This is a genomic window from Variovorax sp. E3, from assembly GCF_016082275.1.
Taxonomy (GTDB): domain Bacteria; phylum Pseudomonadota; class Gammaproteobacteria; order Burkholderiales; family Burkholderiaceae_C; genus Variovorax.
The window spans coordinates 11387-27161 of the sequence record NZ_MOWM01000106.1 but is presented as its reverse complement, the minus strand read 5'-3'; the positions used below and the strand labels follow the sequence as shown (position 1 = coordinate 27161).

Here is a 15775-nt window from a genome sequence, read left to right as displayed (position 1 = left end):
CGCCACCCGGCGCCCCAGCGCGGCCACCGCAGCCCGGCCGACACGGCGGCGCCCACCGTGAGCACACCGCCGCCCACGAACACCTCGGTCCACGGCACGCCGCCCCCGGCCAGCGCCGTCACGGCCATGCTGCGCACGCTGCAAGGCTCGGCCTGCGTGGCCAGCCGCAGCGGCTCGCCCGAGCGATGCACGAAGTCGGGCGCGGCCATCCAGCCGAAGGCTTCCTCGAGCAGCACTTCGCCGTCGAGGCGGCGGCTGTCATGCCGCAGCACGAGCACCGCGTCGAGCACGCCGCGATCGAAGTCGTCGAGCAGCTCGCGCGAGGTGGAGACACGGACCTCCATCACCACGCGCGGCTCGGCGTCCTTCACCTGCCGCAGCAGCAGCGGCAGCTCGGCGCCCACGATGTGGTGGCTGATGCCGATCACCAGCCGGCGCAGTTGCAGCCCGAAGGATTCGAGCGCGCCGTGGTGCGCGGCCAGCAAATGCCGCGCGGACGGCAGAAAGGCCAGCCCCTCGGCGGACAGGCGCACCAGCCGCGGCGTGCGTTCGAGCAGCCGGCGCCCCAGCGCGTCTTCGAGCCGCTTCACCTTCAGGCTGACGGCCGACTGCGACATGTCCATGGCCTCGGCCGCGCGCGTGAAGCTCTTGAGCTCGGCCACGTGCACGAAGGCCTGCACCGCCTCGATGTCGAGCGCCTTCATCACCGGCCCGCCGTTTCGGAAACCATGAATCGATCACACATTTCGATGCGATCATTTCACAATCCTGTCTTTTTCCCGCGCCACAACCCCTTCCACCCCCACCCACCGATGCCCCAAGACCTGCAAATCAACGCGCCGCTGATCGGCGTTCCCGGCGGCCGCCACCTGCTCGACACGCCCGCACTCCTGATCGACCTGCCCGTCATGACGCGCAACATCGAGCGCATGGCGGCCTTCGCCAGGTCGCGCGGCATCGGCCTGCGGCCGCACGTGAAAACGCACAAGTCGGTCGAGATCGCGCGGCGCCAGGTGGCTGCCGGCGCCATCGGCGTGAGCTGCGTCACGATGGGCGAAGCGGAAGTGATGGTCGAGGGCGGCATCCCGGGCGTGCTCATCACCTCGCCGGCCGTGACGCCGAGCAAGATCGCGCGGCTCATGAAGCTGGCGCAGCGCGCGCGTCCCGGCGACGTGATGGTGGTGGTCGACAACCCGCGCAACCTGGCCGATCTGGTGCAGGCCGCCAGTGCGCTGACGCATCCGCTCGACGTGCTGGTCGACTACGGCGCGGGCTACAACCGCACCGGCGCCGCCACGCAGGCGCAGGTGCTCGAACTCGCGAAGCTGGTGGCGGCCGAGCCGCGCCTGCGGCTGCGCGGGCTGCAGTCGTACGCTGGCAACCTGCAGCACATCGTGGCGCGCGAGCAGCGCAGCGCGGCCGCTGCCGGCCTGCGCGAGACCGTGGCGGGCATCGTCGCGGCAGCCAGGCGCCAAGGCTTGAATTTCGAGATCGTCACGGGCGCGGGCACCGGCACGCACGACCTCGATTCGCAAGAGAACGCATTCACCGAGCTGCAGGCCGGTTCCTATGTCTTCATGGACGCGGAATACACGCAGGTGTTGTCCAGCGAAGGACAGCCCTCGCCCTTCGAGGTGTCGCTGTTCGTGCAGACAGCCGTGGTCAGCACCAACGCGGCCGACTGGGTGACGGTGGACGGCGGCACCAAATGCTTCTCGACCGACAGCGGCGCACCGCTGGTGGCGCGCGGCGTCGACCCCGCGAGCCGCTACGCCTTCTTCGGCGACGAGCACGGCAAGCTGATGCTGCCCGGCGGCCCCCGGCCCGCGCTCGGCGCGCGCGTCGAGTTCGTGACGCCGCACTGCGACCCCACGGTCAACCTGCATGACGCCTACCACGTGGTCGACGGCGGCACGCTGCTCGCCATCTGGCCGGTGGACGCGCGCGGCAAGCGATAGGCGACATAAGAAAACGCGAAAAGCGTATTTCACAAGCGCGGCGGCGCGGGGGACAGTCGAGGCCACATGGAATCCCTCGAAGCAACGACGCGCCCCGCCGCGCACGACGCCGGCGCGCAAGCCCCCTCCTCGCAACAACTCACGCCCGCTTTCGCCCCGTCTTCCAGCGCATCGCCCAGCACGCGGCGCAGCGCGAGAACGATCGCGAACTGGCCCACGGGCCCGTGGCCTGGCTCAATGCCGAGCGCTTCGGCGCCCTGCGCGTGCCGCTCGCGCATGGCGGCATCGGCGCCTCGGTCGAGCAGTTGTACGACCTGCTCATCGAGCTGGGCGAAGCCGACTCCAACCTGCCGCAGATCCTGCGCGCACACTTCGGCTTCATCGAACGCCTGCTCGCCGAGATCGACCCCGCGCTGCACGGCCCGTGGATGCGCCTGGCGGCCGAGGGTGTGATCTTCGGCAACGCCACCACCGAGCTGGGCGACGGCTCGCTGACCACCATGCAGACCACGCTGAAGCCCGACGGCGACGCGTGGCGGCTCGACGGCGACAAGTACTACAGCACCGGCACGCTGTATGCCGACTGGATCTCGGTCTCGGCCCAGCGGCTGAACGCGACGGCAGCAGCGAGCGCGTCATCGCGCTGGTGCAGGCGCAAGCCGAGGGCGTGGAGCGCGTCGACGACTGGCGCGGCTTCGGCCAGCGCCTGAGTGCCTCGGGCACCACGCGCTTTCGCAACGTGCGGGTGAAGCCGGGCCACGTGCTGCTGTACGTGCGCGACCAGCCCACACCGCTCACCGCGCATTTCCAGCTCACGCACCTGGCCACGCTGGCCGGCATCGCGCGGGCGATCGTGCGCGACGCGGTCGCCTTCGTGCAGCCGCGCAAGCGCGTCTACAGCCACGGCAGCGGCGACACGCCGCGCGAAGATCCGCTGGTGCAGCAGGTGATCGGCCAGTTGGCGAGCACGGCCTTCATCGCGGCCTCGACCGTGCAGGCGGTGGCGCGCGGGCTCGGCGAGATCGACCGCTTTCGCCAGCGCGGCGAGCCGGCACCCGAAAGCTTGCTGTTCGAGGTGGAGCTGAACACGGCCAAGGCGCAGGCCGGCATCGTCGACGCGGTCCTGCAGGCCGGCACGCGGCTGTTCGACATCGGCGGCGCCTCGGCGCTGCAGGAAGACCGGCGGCTCGACCGGCACTGGCGCAATGCGCGCACGCTGGCGTCGCACAACCCGACCATCTACAAGGGCCGCGTGGTGGGCGACCACCTGCTCAACGGCGCGCGGCCGACTTTCTATTGGGCGGTGGGCGCCATCGCGTCCTGAGGCGCTTAGAGTCGCGGGTCTCACGACCCGAAGCTCATTGCCTCATTGACCCATGCGCCGACTGCTGCTTGCCCTTGCTCCCCTCCTCGCCCTGGCCGCCTGCGCCGCCCCGCCTGTCACCGGCGTGGTGCGCCTCTACGACGGCATCCTGCGCGCGGCCAGCCAGCCAGAAGCCGAGGCCTATTGCCGCAAGGACGGCAATCCGATCCGCTTTCTGGCGCAGGCGGACGCGCCGAACACGCCGGGCAGCGGCGTGCTGTTCAGGTGCGACTGAGCGCCCCGTTCAAACGCGAGGGAGTGCCGCCAGGAAGGTGGACACGACGATCGCCGCGGCCCGGTCGAGCTGCAGGATGTCCGCCACGTCGAAAGCGTGCGGTGCGGTGCGTCCACTCGAGCCGAGTGGTTTGCGGATCTCTACAAGAACTTCGGCCGCGAGTTCGCGGTCGCTGCGCGGCCGGCCGTCGGGGTGCATCACCCATTCATCGACTTGATCGAACGGAATGCTGCGGAAGACCCCAACGATGGGGACGTACTTGTAGCGATCCTCGCCCACCAGGATGGGCACGCTGAGGTTACAGAAAAACGTGGTCGTCGACATGCAGGATCGCCGTCGCTAAGCAAAGCGTTCGATTGTTGATGAGTGTTGCGTCAGGAGCCATCCTCCCGGGGGTCTATCTCGGGGGAAGACGTGACCTTCTGCACACAAATTGTGTCCAATTCCATCCATTTTCCCCTTAAAACAACTACTTTATTCTTACACAAAGATTCTGTAGTTGGGCTTTTCTTCGTTCGACTCTGTTTCGGGAGCGCGCGATTCTCCCGAACATCGGCGCGTTCAGGCGCGAAAAAGCGTTCGCACAACGAAAAACGAGCGGCCCGGCAAACGCCGGCCGCTCGTGGCACGCTGAAAGAATGACCGTCAGGCAGGCGTGTCGAAACGCGGCGCGCGCCGCTCGATGTTGGCTTTCACGGCTTCGACCTGGTTGGGGCTGCCGATCAGCGCCATCTGCTCGACCGACTCGGCCATCAGCAGCTCGGCGTCGCCCAGCGAAGCGGAGGCATTGAGCAGCCGCTTGCCCGCGCGAATGGCATCGGGGCTCTTGCCGGCGATCTCGTGCGCCATTTGCAGCGCTTCGGCCAGCGGGTCGGCCGACAGGCGCGTCGCGAAACCGATCTGCGCGGCCTCCTCGCCCGAGAAGATGCGGCCGGTGAAGGTGAGTTCGCGCACCACGTCGGCGCGGGCCAGTTCGCGCATCAGCACCATGCCGGCCATGTCGGGCACCAGGCCCCACTTGATTTCCATCACCGAGAGCCTGGTGTCGGGCGCGACGATGCGGATGTCCGCGCCCAGCGCCACCTGCAGGCCGCCGCCGAAGGCCACGCCGTGCACGGCGGCAATGACCGGCACCGGCACTTCGCGCCACACCATCGCGACCTGCTGCGCCGCGTTCGACATGCCATGCGTGCGCGTCAGCAGGTCGGTGCCCGCGGCGCCCTCGCCCAGCACGCCGGCGGCGCCCTGCTCCATGCGCTCGAACGAAGCCATGTCGAGCCCCGCGCAGAACGCCTTGCCACGGCCGGCAATGACCACGGCCCGCACCGCCTTGTCGTCGCGCAGCGCTTCGCCGGCGGCGATGAGCGCCTCGAACATCGCGGGGTCGAGCGCGTTCATCTTGTCGGCGCGCGAGAGCTGCAGTTCCACCACGCCGTCGGCGTGGCGGGTCCATTCGATGCGGTCGGTCATTCGATGTCTCCTGGGCGGTTCGGGCGCGAGTATCGCCCGCCGCGGCGCTCGGCGATGATGGCGGCTGTCGCCTACACAACAGCTCCCGCCATGACCCTGGACCGCCGCCGCTTTCTTCTTCAATCGGGCTCCGCCGCCGCCGTCGTGGCGCTGTTCGGCCAGGGCTGCGCGGCAACCTCCGCGGGGGCAAGCGGCGCCGACGTGCTGGGCTTCACCGGTGTGCCCGCCTCGCTGCGCGACGGCGTCGTCATTCCGCCCGAGTACGAATGGCAACTGCTCTACCCTTGGGGCACGCCCACCGGCGTCGCCGGACGCATGCCGGCCTTCGCGCCCGACGCCTCCAACAGCGCCGACGACCAGGCCGTGCAGGCTGGCATGCACCACGACGGCATGCACTTCTTCGCGCTCGATGCGAGCGGCGACCGCGGCCTGCTCGTGATGAATCACGAATACACCGACGAGCAACTGCTGCATCCCGACGGCGTGAAGCCATGGACGCCCGAGAAGGTGCGCAAGTCGCTCCATGCCATGGGCGTGTCGGTCATCGAGATCCGCCGCACGCCCGAGGGCTGGCGGCAGGTGCAGCCCTCGCCGTTCGCGCGCCGCGTGCACGGCAACACGCCGATGCGCATCGCGGGCCCCGCCGCCGGCACGCCGCTGATGCGCACCGCCGCCAATCCGGCGGGCGACGCGGTGTTCGGCACCTTCGCCAACTGCGCAATGGGCGTCACGCCCTGGGGCACCTACCTGACCTGCGAGGAGAACTTCCACGGCTACTTCGGCGGCCCGAAGGAAACCGCCTCGCGCATGAGCGCCGCTCAGCGCCGCTACGGCACGGTGCCGGGCACGCAGTGGGTCGAGTACTGGCGCTTCGACGAGCGCTTCGACCTGAGCAAGCATCCCAACGAGCCGCACCGCTTCGGCTGGGTGGTCGAGATCGATCCGTTCGATCCGACCGCCACGCCCATCAAGCGCACCGCGCTGGGCCGCAAGCGGCAGGAAAGCGCGACCTGCACCGTCGCCAAGGACGGCCGCCTCGTGGTCTACATGGGCGACGACTCGCGCTTCGAATACATCTACAAGTTCGTGAGCCGCGAGAAGGTGCGCCCCGGCACGACGCCGCCGCGCGCGCCGCCAACCGCCACCTGCTGGACGACGGCACGCTGTACGTGGCGCGCTACGACGCGGGCGGGCGCGGCCAGTGGCTGGAACTCACGCACGGCCGCGACGGCCTCGACGCGGCCCACGGCTTTGCCGACCAGGCCGAGGTGCTGATCCACGCGCGCCTGGCCGGCGACGTGGTCGGCGGCACGAAGATGGACCGGCCCGAGTGGATCGCGGTGCATCCGCAGTCCGGCGAGGTCTATGTCACGCTCACCAACAACAGCCAGCGCGGCGACGCCGGCAAGCCCGGGCCCGATGCCGCCAACCCGCGCGCCAACAACCTCTACGGCGGCATCCTGCGATGGCGCGAAGACAACGGCGACGCCGCCGGCACCGGCTTCGCGTGGGACCACTTCGCGCTCGCGGGCGACCCGGCGCGGCCCGGCAGCGGCGCGCGCTATCCCGCCAAGGACGTCGACATGTTCGGCGCGCCCGACGGACTGCACTTCGACAAGGGCGGCCTGCTGTGGATCCAGACCGACATGAGCGGCCAGGTGATCGGCACGCCGCCCTATGCCTCGCTCGGCAACAACCAGATGCTGTGCGCCGACCCGGCGTCCGGCCGCATCAAGCGCTTCCTGACGGGGCCGAACGGCTGCGAGATCACGGGCTGCGTGGTCACGCCCGACCGGCGCACGCTGTTCGTGAACATCCAGCACCCGGGCGAGGCGCGCGACGACGGCGACACCAAGCACAACAGCGCGTGGCCCGATGCCGCCGAGCCGGGAAGCGCGCGGCCGCGCTCGGCGACGCTGGCGATCCGCCGGCGCGACGGCGGTATCGTCGGCACCTGAGACAGCACCTCGAAAAGAAAGGAAAGCCCATGAGCATCCGCATCGTTCGCCTCGGCACGCCGCGCGCACCCGGCGAAGGCCTGCGCGTCGGCACCGTACGCCGCCCGCCTCGCGGCGTTCCGAAGACCGAGTTCGCCTCGCAGGATTGGTACGACGTGTGGTACCCGAACCTCGCGCCATCGGTCGAGACGATGAAGCAGGCGCAGGAAGCGGAAACGCCCGCGCAGTGGAACGCCTTCGTGCGCAAGTTCAAGACCGAGATGGCCGAGCCGGACGCAAGCCGCAGCCTCGACCTGCTGGCCGCGCTGTCGCACGGCACCGCACTGGCGGTCGGCTGCTATTGCGAGAACGAGGCGCACTGCCACCGTTCCGTGCTGCGCAGCCTGCTGGCCGAGCGCGGGGCGGACATCGCGGACTGAGCGTCGTTTTCAGACTTGCGGAGCGCCCAGGAACACGGGCAGGCACTCCGCCTGCGCGGCATAGGCGGCCAGCACAGGAAAGTCCACGGCTGCGATCACGTCGGGCAGCATCAGTTGCGTGAACGACCACGCCACCGCCGTCGACACGCCGGCTTGCGTCAGCGACTCTTCATCGACAGGCGACGGTAACGCCGACACCTCCTGATCAAGCGCCGAGTACGCCGCGACGAGCTGGCCGCGCACCCGATCCACCCACGGCTGATGCAGCTTCTCGGCCGGCCGCAGGTTGTGTTCGTAGACGATCTGCACGGTCTTCTCGCAGGCCGCGAGCGCAAGCCCCGTGATGCGCAAGGCGCGCACTCGCTGCGCAAGGTCGGCAGGCATCAGGCTGCGGCCGCTCAACGCCTGCGCGTAGTCGATGATGAGCGTCGAATCCATCAGCACCGTCCCGTCGTCGCAGACCAGCGTAGGCGCCTTCACCACCGGATTGATTTCGCGAAATTGCTCGAAGGTGCTGAACACCGACACCGAGCGGTGCTCGAAAGGCACGCCGAGCAGCCGCAGCGAAATGGCGGCGCGCCGCACGTAGGGTGAGTCGAGCATGCCGACGAGTTGCATGGGTTCTCCTGAAAAAGATGCCCGCCACGTTACCCGTCGTGCCCCTCGCGCCAAAGAGCAATCCATCGAAAATCACGGCCTCGAACCGATCGATCATCGGCAGCGTAATCTCCCGGACCCGCACATGAACATCGACAAGAAAGACCGGCTGATCCTCGAGGCGCTGCAGGCCGATGCGCGCCAGAGCCTGGCCGCGCTGGGCAAGCGCATCGGCCTGTCGCAGCCGGCCATGAGCGAGCGCGTGCGCAAGCTCGAAGAGGCCGGCGTGATCGAAGGCTATGGCGCGCGCGTCAACCTCCGCGCGCTGGGCGTGGGGCTGCAGGCCATCATCCGCATCGAGACCACGCACGCGGGCATCGCCAAGTACCTGAAGCTCTTCGAGGCCATGCCCGAAGTGCTGGGCGCCGATCGCGTGACCGGCGAAGACTGCTTCATCGTGCGCTGCGCGATCGCCGAGCCGGCCGACTTGGAGCGCGTGGTCGACGCGCTGGCGGTCGACGGCGCGGTGACCACGTCGCTGGTGCTGTCGAGCCCGGTGAACAAGCACGTCACCGTGCACGCGGCCCGGGCGCCGCGAAAATAATCAGCGCTGGGCCTTGTCCTTCTGGTTCTGCGCCTCGATGCGTTCGCGCGCGGCCAGCCAGTCGGCGTCGCTCCACTGGCGCAGTTCGTAGAAGTTGCCGCCGGTGGCCAGCGCATTGCCGCCGTCCATCATGATGCTCTGGCCCGTGAGCCAGTCGCACTGCCCGGGCGCCATCAGGAACGACGCGAGGTTCTGCAGCTCGCTCATGCGGCCGGTGCGCGCCATCGGGTTGTTCTGCTTGCTGCGCGCGCCGGGCTCTTCGCCGGGGTTCAGGCGCTTGCTCATGCCCTCGGTCGGAATCTCGCCGGGGCCCACGGCGTTCAGGCGAATGCCGTGCCGCGCCCACTCCACCGCGAGCGACTTGGTCATCACCTCGATGCCGGCCTTGCTCATGGCCGAGGGCACGACGTAGGGGCTGCCGTTGTCGACCCAGGTCACGATGATGCTCATCACACTGCGAAAGGCGTCGCCGGGCTTCCACGCGCCCGACTTGGCCTGCGCCACCCAGCGCTTGCCCACGGCCTGCGTCACGTAGAAGCTGCCGTGGAACACGATGTTCGCGATGGCGTCGAAGGCGCGCGGTGAGAGGCTCTCGGTCGGCGACACGAAGTTGCCCGCCGCGTTGTTGACCAGCCCGGTGAGACCGCCGCTCTGGAACAGGCTCTCGACCATGTCGTCGACCTGCTGCGCGATGCGGATGTCGACGCCGAAGGTGTCGATGCGCCGGCCCGGGAACTGCTGGCGCCACTCGGCCGCCGTTTCCTCGCAGACCGACTGGCGTCGGCCGCAGATGGCGACGTCGGCGCCCAGGCTCAGGAAGCGCTCGGCCATCGCACGGCCAAGGCCCGTGCCCCCGCCGGTCACGAGGATGCGCTGGCCGCTCATCAGGGAAGCTTCAAACATGGTTCGTCTCCTGTCGTTTGCTTGGGGTGGTGCTTGTGATCGGGGCAGCGGCAAGGAAGGTGGCTGCCAGCCGCCCATGCTACGCGCGCGCACACGTGCCGGCTTGCGGGAAGTGGCTCCGTGGCGACTCTGCCGCGGCCCGTTCACCGGGGAGAATGTGCAAAACGAATTTCCAGGAGACACCCGCCGATGTCGAGTTCCACCAACCCTGCCGACAATCACGCCACGCCGCTCGAAGGCGTGCGCGTGCTGAGCCTTGCGCTCAACCTGCCCGGCCCCGCCGCGCTGCTGCGCTGCCTCGGCATGGGCGCCGCCTGCCTCAAGCTCGAACCGCCCGGCGGTGACCCGATGGCGCTCTACAACCAGCCGGCCTACGCGGCGCTGCACGACGGCGTCGAGGTGCGCGCCGTGGACCTGAAGAGCGAAGCCGGACAGCAGCAGCTGCACGCCGAACTCGCGACCACCGATGTGCTGCTGACCTCGTTTCGCCCCTCCGCGCTGACCAAGCTCAAGCTCGACTGGGCCACGCTGCATGCGCGCTACCCCGCGTTGTCGCAGGTCGCCATCGTCGGTGCGCCCGGCGAGCGCGCCGAAGAGCCCGGCCATGACCTGACTTACCTCGCGGAGAGCGGGCTCGTCACCGGCACTGAACTGCCCCCGACGCTCTACGCCGACATGGGCGGCGCCCTGCTCGCAAGCGAAGCGGTGCTGAAGGCCGTGCTGATGCGCTCGCGCAAGGCGGGCGGCGTGTACCTCGAGGTTGCCCTGAACGCATCGGCCGACTGGCTCGCCCTGCCCCGCACCTGGGGCCTGACCCAGCCGTCGGGCGCGGTCGGCGGCGCGCACGCGGGCTACCGCGTCTACCCCTGCGCCGATGGCCGCGTGGCCGTGGCAGCGCTGGAGCCGCATTTCGCGGCCCGGTTGTGCGAGGCGGCCGACGTCGCGTCACGCGACATGCTCGCGCCCGCCACGCATGAAGCACTGGCCGCGTGGCTCGCCACCCGCACCCGCGCCGAACTCGAAGCCATGGGCCGCGCGCGCGACGTGCCCCTGCTCACGCTGGCCGACTGATCTGCGGGCTCAGCGCGCGAGGCCGTCGCGCTGCCGGTCTTCGCGCTTGAGCGCGAGGTAGGTGTCGAGGTCGATCTCGTGCAGTTGCCGCGGGTACTGCTCGGCCCCCGCGAACCAGCGTCGCTGTCGGCGTTCGACCTGGTCGGCGCCGGGCGCGGCAAGGTAGGCATCGAGCGTCAGAAAGTAGCGCATCGCATTGCGCTCCACCAGCCCGCGCAGGCCACGGATGTAGTCGGGCTGGCCCTCGGGCGTCTTGCCGATCACGGTGAAGCCCACCTTGTCGCTGCCGAAGGTCGCGAGGTAGGCCATGGTGCCCAGCCGCACCATCGCGTTGTGGTCGTAGCTGTAGCTGAAGTGCAGGAAGCTCTTGCGCTCGTCCAGCGCCACGGCTTCGAGCTTCACGCTGTAGTTGCTCGTGCCCAGCGGGCCGCTTTCCGCCGACATCTCCACCGACAGGTGCTCGGGCGAGGAGCCGACGACGTGATAGACGAAAGGCAGCTCGAAGGCCTGGTCCAGCGGCTTGTCGTAGCGCCGCACCACGTACAGCGTGAGGATGTCGCGCCCCTGCGGCCCGTTGGCCACGAGGCAGCGCCTGTTGTTGATGTGCAGGGTCAGCACGTCGCACCAGTGGGCCGACCCCTTGAGCGCGCTGCTGATCTCCGACAGCGGGTGCTCGACCACCGCGTAGACGTCGCCCTGCAGGCCGTCGGCCGTTTCCATGGAATCGAGCTGCACCGGCCGCCCGAAGCTGCTGTGGTCGAGCTTCTCCCTCAGCTTCTGGTGGGTGGCGCGCAGCGCCTGGGCCGTCGGCGCCGCTGGCGCCTCGGGCGGGGCGGCAAGCCCCGGCACCGAAGCCGCGAGCAGCAACGCGCCCGCCAGGGTGTGCAACCATGAAACCGGCAGGTGGGGCGAACTGCTCATGGGGCCACACCATACAACGGAAGGCCTCCCCGTGCGTTCAGTCGGCCGGCGTGGGCTTGCCGCGCCGCACCAGCAGCAGCATCGCGCCCGCGAGCAGCAAGGCCCCGGCCCATTGGCGCGGGGCCATCGGCTGTGCGAGCAGCGCGGCCGCCAGCACGGCGGCCACCAGCGGCTCGATCAGCGTACCGACCACCGCCGCCGTCGGCGACAGGCGCCGTGCGCCCCAGGCAAAAGCCAGGTAGGCGACCGAGGTCGTCACCACGCCCGTGTAGCCCACGCCCAGCCATTGCGCGCCATCGGCGGGCCAGGTGATGCCGCCGGGCCACGCGATGGCGAGCATGCACAGCGCCGCGACCGTCATGCCCCACGCCGAGGCCGTGACCGCAGGCACGCGCGCCGGCATGCGCGCGTTGCCCAACACCACCATCGCGTAGCAGAAGGCCGAGCCGAAGGACCAGGCCAGCCCTGCCGCATGGCCGGGCGCCAGCGGGCCCCAGCCGGCGGCCGGCATCACCAGCAGCAGCACGCCCACCAGCGCGAGCAGCAGGCCCGCGAGCAGGCGCAAGCCGAAGCGCTCGTAGCCGCGCAGCACCGACACCAGCGCGACGATCACGGGCGCGCAGCAGATCGAGATCACGGTCGGCAGCGCGGCACCGAGGTGCGAGATGCCGACGAACCAGCAGCTCACGTTGAGCGCCATCGCGGCGCCCGTGGCCAGCATCTGGAAGCGCTCGCGCCCGGCCAGCTCGGCCCAGCGCGCGCCCGGCCCCACCGCGCCCGCCAGTGCAGCCACCACAGCAGCGGCAGACCCAGCGCAAAGCGCGCGAGCGACAGGCTTTGCGGCGCGACGCCGCCCTGGATCAGGAATTGCGCCACCAGCGCACCGCCGCCCCACAGGGCGCCGGCCAGCAGCACGCCGCCCCAGGCCAGGGCGGCAGACATTCTTGCGTTCATTGTTGAGAGTTCTCCATGACACCCGCGAGCCGATCGGCTGCGATCGGGCGGGCATGACCATCCAAGCCGCGTCCGGCCTCAGGGCGGACAGCGGCGACCACTTGCGGGTCTGAGCGGGGCGTTGAAAAACGCGCGCGTCAGTTGCGGGTCGATGGAGGAGGAGAACGGTACAGGGCCATGGTCGCGCATCTTAGCCGCGCGCGCCGCAGCGAGAATCCTTGCGATGAAACGCCAAGGCACGCTCGTTCGATGGGAAAAGGAAAGAGGCTTCGGCTTCATCCGCTGCGCTGAAGTCTCCGCCGATGTCTTCGTGCACCTGCGCGACTTCGCGGATCGCGGCCTCACGCCGCAGGTCGGCATGACGCTGACCTTCGACGAAATCCATGTGGGCGGCAAGGGGCCACGTGCCGTGGCGGTTCAGGCGGCCGGCGCGATGCCTCGACGGGAACAGCAACAGCCACGCCGGCCTGCCGCATCGCCGCGTCCGCGCACGGACCGATGCCGCGATGCCGCGCCCTCTTCCTCCTCTTCTTCACTGCCGATGATGCTGCTGCTCCCCGCCTACGCCGCATTGCTCGGCTACGGCGTGTGGACGACCCGCATTCCACCGATCGCGCTCGGCGTGCTGCTGCTCATCAGCCTGCTGACCTTCGTCGTCTACGGCGTGGACAAGAACGCGGCCACAGCAGGCCGCTGGCGCACGGCGGAAAGCACGCTGCACCTGCTGTCGTTGATCGGGGGCTGGCCGGGCGCGTGGTGCGCGCAACGGCTGTTCCGCCACAAGGTCCGCAAGACGAGCTTCATGGCGGGCTACTGGGCGACGGTGCTGGCCCACATGGCGGCCGTGGGCGCCTGGGTGGGCAAGTTCCTGCCAGCGGGCTTGCTGGCCCTCTGAGCCCGCCCGCTCAGCGCGGCTTGCGGATGCTGCCGCGCACCGGGCCGGCGGCCTTGTTGCGCGGCGCGGGCGCCGAGCCGTTGTCGCGCGGCGGCAGGCCGGTGTGCTGCGTGAGGATGCGGCCCTTCGAGAGCTTCACCGGCGCCAGCCGCACCGGCGCAGCCTTGGCAGCCGCTGGCGCGGCCGTCGAGTTCTTGCGCCGCGCACTGGTGTAGCCGCCATCGGTCAGCGGCTGCCACGTCGGAATCAGGTGCTGCTTGCCGTTGCCGATCAGGTCGGCGCGGCCCATGCTCTTCAGGCTTCGCGCAGCAGCGGCCAGTTGTTGGCGTCGTGATAGCGCAGGAAGGCCTTGTGCAGGCGGCGGCGCTTGTCGCCGCGCACGATGTCCACCGTCTCGCTCTCGCGCGTGATCTTGCGCAGCGGGTTCTTGTTGGTGTGGTACATCGTCGTGGCCGTGGCCATCGGGCTCGGGTAGAAGGTCTGCACCTGGTCGGCGCGGAAACCGTTCTTCTTGAGCCAGATCGCGAGGTTCATCATGTCCTCGTCGCTGGTGCCCGGGTGCGCGGCAATGAAGTACGGAATCAGGTACTGCTTCTTGCCCGCCTCGGCCGAGAACTTCTCGAACATCTGCTTGAACTTGTCATAGCTGCCGATGCCGGGCTTCATCATCTTGGTGAGCGGGCCCTGCTCGGTGTGCTCGGGCGCGATCTTCAGGTAGCCGCCGACGTGGTGCTGCACCAGTTCCTTCACGTACTCGGGCGACTGCACGGCCAGGTCGTAGCGCAGGCCGGAGCTGATCAAGATCTTCTTGATGCCCTTGAGCGCACGCGCGCGGCGGTAGATCTTGATGAGCGGGTCGTGGCTGGTGTTCAGGTTCGGGCAGATGCCCGGGTACACGCAGCTGGGCTTGCGGCAGGCCGACTCGATTTCGGGCGACTTGCAGCCGACGCGGTACATGTTGGCCGTGGGGCCGCCCAGGTCGGAGATGGTGCCGGTGAAGCCCTTGACCGAGTCGCGGATGGCCTCGACCTCCTTGATGATCGAGTCTTCCGAGCGGCTCTGGATGATGCGGCCCTCGTGCTCGGTGATCGAGCAGAAGGTGCAGCCGCCGAAGCAGCCGCGCATGATGTTCACGCTGAAGCGGATCATTTCCCACGCGGGGATCTTGGTCGCGCCGTCGTGGCTGCCGTTCTCGTCGGCGTAGCGCGGGTGCGGGCTGCGCGCGTACGGCAGGTCGAACACGTGGTCCATCTCGGCCGTGGTCAGCGGAATGGGCGGCGGGTTGATCCACACGTCGCGCGCCGTGACGCCCTCGCCGTGCGCCTGCACCAGGCACGGGCGTTGCCGGGGTTGGTTTCCAGGTGCAGCACGCGGTTGGCGTGGGCGTAGAGCACCGGGTCGCTGCGCACCTGCTCGTACGACGGCAGGCGGATCACCGAATGGTCGCGCGGCGGCACCTTGATCCTGGCGCGCGCGGCCAATGCCGGGTTGGGCACGAAGGTCAGCGGCTTGATGGCGGGGTTGACCACCGAGCCCGCGGCGGAGCCGGAGGCTTCGGCGGCCTTGGCGACGGCCTCGGCCTCGTCTTCCTTCGCGCAGGTGGCGCCGTTGGCCTTGGCCTGGTCGGACACCATCAGGTAGGGGTTGACGTGCGCCTCGACACGGCCGGGCTCGTCGACGCTGGTGGAGTTGATCTCGAACCAGCCCTCGGGCGTTTCGCGGCGCACGTAGGCGGTGCCGCGCACGTCGGTGATCTGCTGCACCGGCTCCTTGGCGGCCAGGCGGTGTGCGATCTCGACGATGGCGCGCTCGGCGTTGCCGTACAGCAGCAGGTCGCACTTGGCGTCGACCACGACCGAGCGGCGGACCTTGTCCGACCAGTAGTCGTAGTGCGCGATGCGGCGCAGGCTGCCTTCGATGCCGCCGAGGATGATCGGCACGTCGTTCCAGGCTTCCTTGCAGCGCTGCGAATACACGATGGCCGCGCGGTCGGGCCGCGAGCCGCCGACGTCGCCGGGGGTGTAGGCGTCGTCGCTGCGGATCTTGCGGTCCGCCGTGTAGCGGTTGATCATCGAATCCATGTTGCCGGCGGTCACGCCGAAGAACAGGTTCGGCTTGCCCAGCGCCTTGAAGGGCTCGGCGCTCTGCCAGTCGGGCTGCGCGATGATGCCCACGCGAAAGCCCTGGGCCTCGAGCATGCGGCCGATCACCGACATGCCGAAGCTCGGGTGGTCGACGTAGGCGTCGCCCGTGACCACGATGATGTCGCAGCTGTCCCAGCCGAGCGCCTCCATTTCCTTGCGCGTGGTCGGCAGGAACTTGGCCGTGCCGAAACGGGCCGCCCAGTACTTGCGGTAGCTGGTCAGCGGCTTGGCGGCACGTGCGAAAAAGGAGACGTCGACGGGGGCGTTCATCGGTGGGAATGGA

The 15775-nt window shown here is 69.4% G+C and carries 15 protein-coding genes and 3 pseudogenes; 9 read left to right on the top strand and 9 right to left on the bottom strand.

The annotated features are described in order from the left end of the window. Positions 1-704 (bottom strand): annotated as a pseudogene (locus BMG07_RS28100) (LysR family transcriptional regulator); the annotation flags it as partial. Between the two features lie 108 nt (positions 705-812). Here BMG07_RS28100 and BMG07_RS28095 point away from each other — a divergent pair. The 4 genes from BMG07_RS28095 to BMG07_RS28085 all read left to right on the top strand — a co-directional run bounded on the left by BMG07_RS28095 (position 813) and on the right by BMG07_RS28085 (position 3556). Continuing rightward, positions 813-1958, top strand: coding sequence for a DSD1 family PLP-dependent enzyme (locus tag BMG07_RS28095; protein WP_198087290.1), 1146 nt, complete (start codon positions 813-815; stop codon positions 1956-1958). A gap of 224 nt (positions 1959-2182) precedes the next feature. Further along, positions 2183-2668 (top strand): hypothetical protein, encoded by a 486-nt coding sequence (locus tag BMG07_RS44360; protein ID WP_307867101.1) that lies wholly within the window; start codon positions 2183-2185, stop codon positions 2666-2668. Next, positions 2605-3282 carry a hypothetical protein gene (locus BMG07_RS44355; protein WP_307867100.1) on the top strand — a complete coding sequence of 226 codons (678 nt, stop codon included), beginning with the start codon at positions 2605-2607 and terminating at the stop codon, positions 3280-3282. The genes BMG07_RS44360 and BMG07_RS44355 overlap by 64 nt, the downstream gene beginning before the upstream one ends. A gap of 52 nt (positions 3283-3334) precedes the next feature. After that, positions 3335-3556, top strand: a complete 222-nt coding sequence (locus BMG07_RS28085) for a hypothetical protein (RefSeq protein WP_198087289.1) — start codon at positions 3335-3337, stop codon at positions 3554-3556. A gap of 9 nt (positions 3557-3565) precedes the next feature. On the opposite strand, the gene BMG07_RS28080 is transcribed toward BMG07_RS28085, so the two are convergent. Then, entirely contained in the window at positions 3566-3880 is a 315-nt protein-coding gene (locus BMG07_RS28080) for a hypothetical protein (RefSeq protein ID WP_019653070.1), read from the bottom strand. Positions 3881-4201: 321 nt separating this feature from the next. After that, positions 4202-5026 carry a crotonase/enoyl-CoA hydratase family protein gene (locus BMG07_RS28075; RefSeq protein WP_198087288.1) on the bottom strand — a complete coding sequence of 275 codons (825 nt, stop codon included), beginning with the start codon at positions 5024-5026 and terminating at the stop codon, positions 4202-4204. Positions 5027-5116: 90 nt separating this feature from the next. On the opposite strand from BMG07_RS28075, the pseudogene BMG07_RS45100 reads away from it, so the two are divergent. Together BMG07_RS45100 and BMG07_RS28065 are read left to right on the top strand one after the other, a co-directional pair. Beyond that, positions 5117-6984: pseudogene (locus BMG07_RS45100) on the top strand (PhoX family phosphatase). Between the two features lie 29 nt (positions 6985-7013). Continuing rightward, positions 7014-7403: a DUF488 domain-containing protein gene (locus BMG07_RS28065; RefSeq protein ID WP_198087287.1), complete on the top strand. Its 390-nt coding sequence runs from the start codon at positions 7014-7016 to the stop codon at positions 7401-7403. Positions 7404-7412: 9 nt separating this feature from the next. Here the strand turns inward: BMG07_RS28065 and BMG07_RS28060 are convergent, their stop codons facing one another. Further along, the gene (locus BMG07_RS28060) at positions 7413-8021 is read right to left on the bottom strand and encodes a glutathione S-transferase (RefSeq protein ID WP_198087286.1); all 609 of its coding nucleotides are present in this window, start codon (positions 8019-8021) and stop codon (positions 7413-7415) included. A 124-nt stretch (positions 8022-8145) separates the two neighbouring features. Here BMG07_RS28060 and BMG07_RS28055 point away from each other — a divergent pair, with 124 nt between their 5' ends. Further along, positions 8146-8604: an Lrp/AsnC family transcriptional regulator gene (locus tag BMG07_RS28055; protein ID WP_198087285.1), complete on the top strand. Its 459-nt coding sequence runs from the start codon at positions 8146-8148 to the stop codon at positions 8602-8604. Here the strand turns inward: BMG07_RS28055 and BMG07_RS28050 are convergent, their stop codons facing one another. Beyond that, entirely contained in the window at positions 8605-9507 is a 903-nt protein-coding gene (locus tag BMG07_RS28050) for an SDR family oxidoreductase (RefSeq protein WP_198087284.1), read from the bottom strand. Between the two features lie 189 nt (positions 9508-9696). Between BMG07_RS28050 and BMG07_RS28045 the strand changes: the two genes are divergently transcribed. After that, positions 9697-10578, top strand: a complete 882-nt coding sequence (locus tag BMG07_RS28045; RefSeq protein ID WP_198087283.1) for a CoA transferase — start codon at positions 9697-9699, stop codon at positions 10576-10578. 9 nt (positions 10579-10587) lie between these two features. Here the strand turns inward: BMG07_RS28045 and BMG07_RS28040 are convergent, their stop codons facing one another. Genes BMG07_RS28040 through BMG07_RS42930 form a run of 3 tightly spaced genes read right to left on the bottom strand, consistent with a single transcriptional unit; the run spans position 10588 to position 12441 of the window. After that, positions 10588-11499 carry a hypothetical protein gene (locus tag BMG07_RS28040; RefSeq protein ID WP_198087282.1) on the bottom strand — a complete coding sequence of 304 codons (912 nt, stop codon included), beginning with the start codon at positions 11497-11499 and terminating at the stop codon, positions 10588-10590. A gap of 37 nt (positions 11500-11536) precedes the next feature. Then, complete coding sequence (locus BMG07_RS28035) at positions 11537-12292, bottom strand: DMT family transporter (protein ID WP_307867098.1); 756 nt, start codon at positions 12290-12292, stop codon at positions 11537-11539. Beyond that, a complete protein-coding gene (locus BMG07_RS42930; protein ID WP_269759460.1) occupies positions 12184-12441 on the bottom strand; it encodes a hypothetical protein in 258 nt (85 codons plus the stop codon). Before BMG07_RS42930 ends, BMG07_RS28035 begins: the two co-directional genes overlap by 109 nt. A 235-nt stretch (positions 12442-12676) precedes the next feature. On the opposite strand from BMG07_RS42930, the gene BMG07_RS28030 reads away from it, so the two are divergent. Beyond that, the gene (locus tag BMG07_RS28030; RefSeq protein ID WP_198087281.1) at positions 12677-13348 is read left to right on the top strand and encodes a cold shock and DUF1294 domain-containing protein; all 672 of its coding nucleotides are present in this window, start codon (positions 12677-12679) and stop codon (positions 13346-13348) included. Positions 13349-13358: 10 nt separating this feature from the next. On the opposite strand, the pseudogene BMG07_RS28025 reads toward BMG07_RS28030, so the two are convergent. Continuing rightward, positions 13359-15762: pseudogene (locus BMG07_RS28025) on the bottom strand (YgiQ family radical SAM protein). Positions 15763-15775: the final 13 nt, after the last annotated feature.

What these genes read in the sequence shown, in the direction of transcription:
- BMG07_RS28080 (WP_019653070.1), bottom strand. Translation starts at nt 3,880, where the DNA reads ATGTCGACGACCACGTTTTTCTGTAACCTCAGCGTGCCCATCCTGGTG.
- BMG07_RS28050 (WP_198087284.1), bottom strand. Translation starts at nt 9,507, where the DNA reads ATGTTTGAAGCTTCCCTGATGAGCGGCCAGCGCATCCTCGTGACCGGC.
- BMG07_RS28045 (WP_198087283.1), top strand. Translation starts at nt 9,697, where the DNA reads ATGTCGAGTTCCACCAACCCTGCCGACAATCACGCCACGCCGCTCGAA.
- BMG07_RS28085 (WP_198087289.1), top strand. Translation starts at nt 3,335, where the DNA reads ATGCGCCGACTGCTGCTTGCCCTTGCTCCCCTCCTCGCCCTGGCCGCC.
- BMG07_RS28030 (WP_198087281.1), top strand. Translation starts at nt 12,677, where the DNA reads ATGAAACGCCAAGGCACGCTCGTTCGATGGGAAAAGGAAAGAGGCTTC.
- BMG07_RS42930 (WP_269759460.1), bottom strand. Translation starts at nt 12,441, where the DNA reads ATGTCTGCCGCCCTGGCCTGGGGCGGCGTGCTGCTGGCCGGCGCCCTG.
- BMG07_RS28095 (WP_198087290.1), top strand. Translation starts at nt 813, where the DNA reads ATGCCCCAAGACCTGCAAATCAACGCGCCGCTGATCGGCGTTCCCGGC.
- BMG07_RS28040 (WP_198087282.1), bottom strand. Translation starts at nt 11,499, where the DNA reads ATGAGCAGTTCGCCCCACCTGCCGGTTTCATGGTTGCACACCCTGGCG.
- BMG07_RS28065 (WP_198087287.1), top strand. Translation starts at nt 7,014, where the DNA reads ATGAGCATCCGCATCGTTCGCCTCGGCACGCCGCGCGCACCCGGCGAA.
- BMG07_RS28060 (WP_198087286.1), bottom strand. Translation starts at nt 8,021, where the DNA reads ATGCAACTCGTCGGCATGCTCGACTCACCCTACGTGCGGCGCGCCGCC.
- BMG07_RS28075 (WP_198087288.1), bottom strand. Translation starts at nt 5,026, where the DNA reads ATGACCGACCGCATCGAATGGACCCGCCACGCCGACGGCGTGGTGGAA.
- BMG07_RS28055 (WP_198087285.1), top strand. Translation starts at nt 8,146, where the DNA reads ATGAACATCGACAAGAAAGACCGGCTGATCCTCGAGGCGCTGCAGGCC.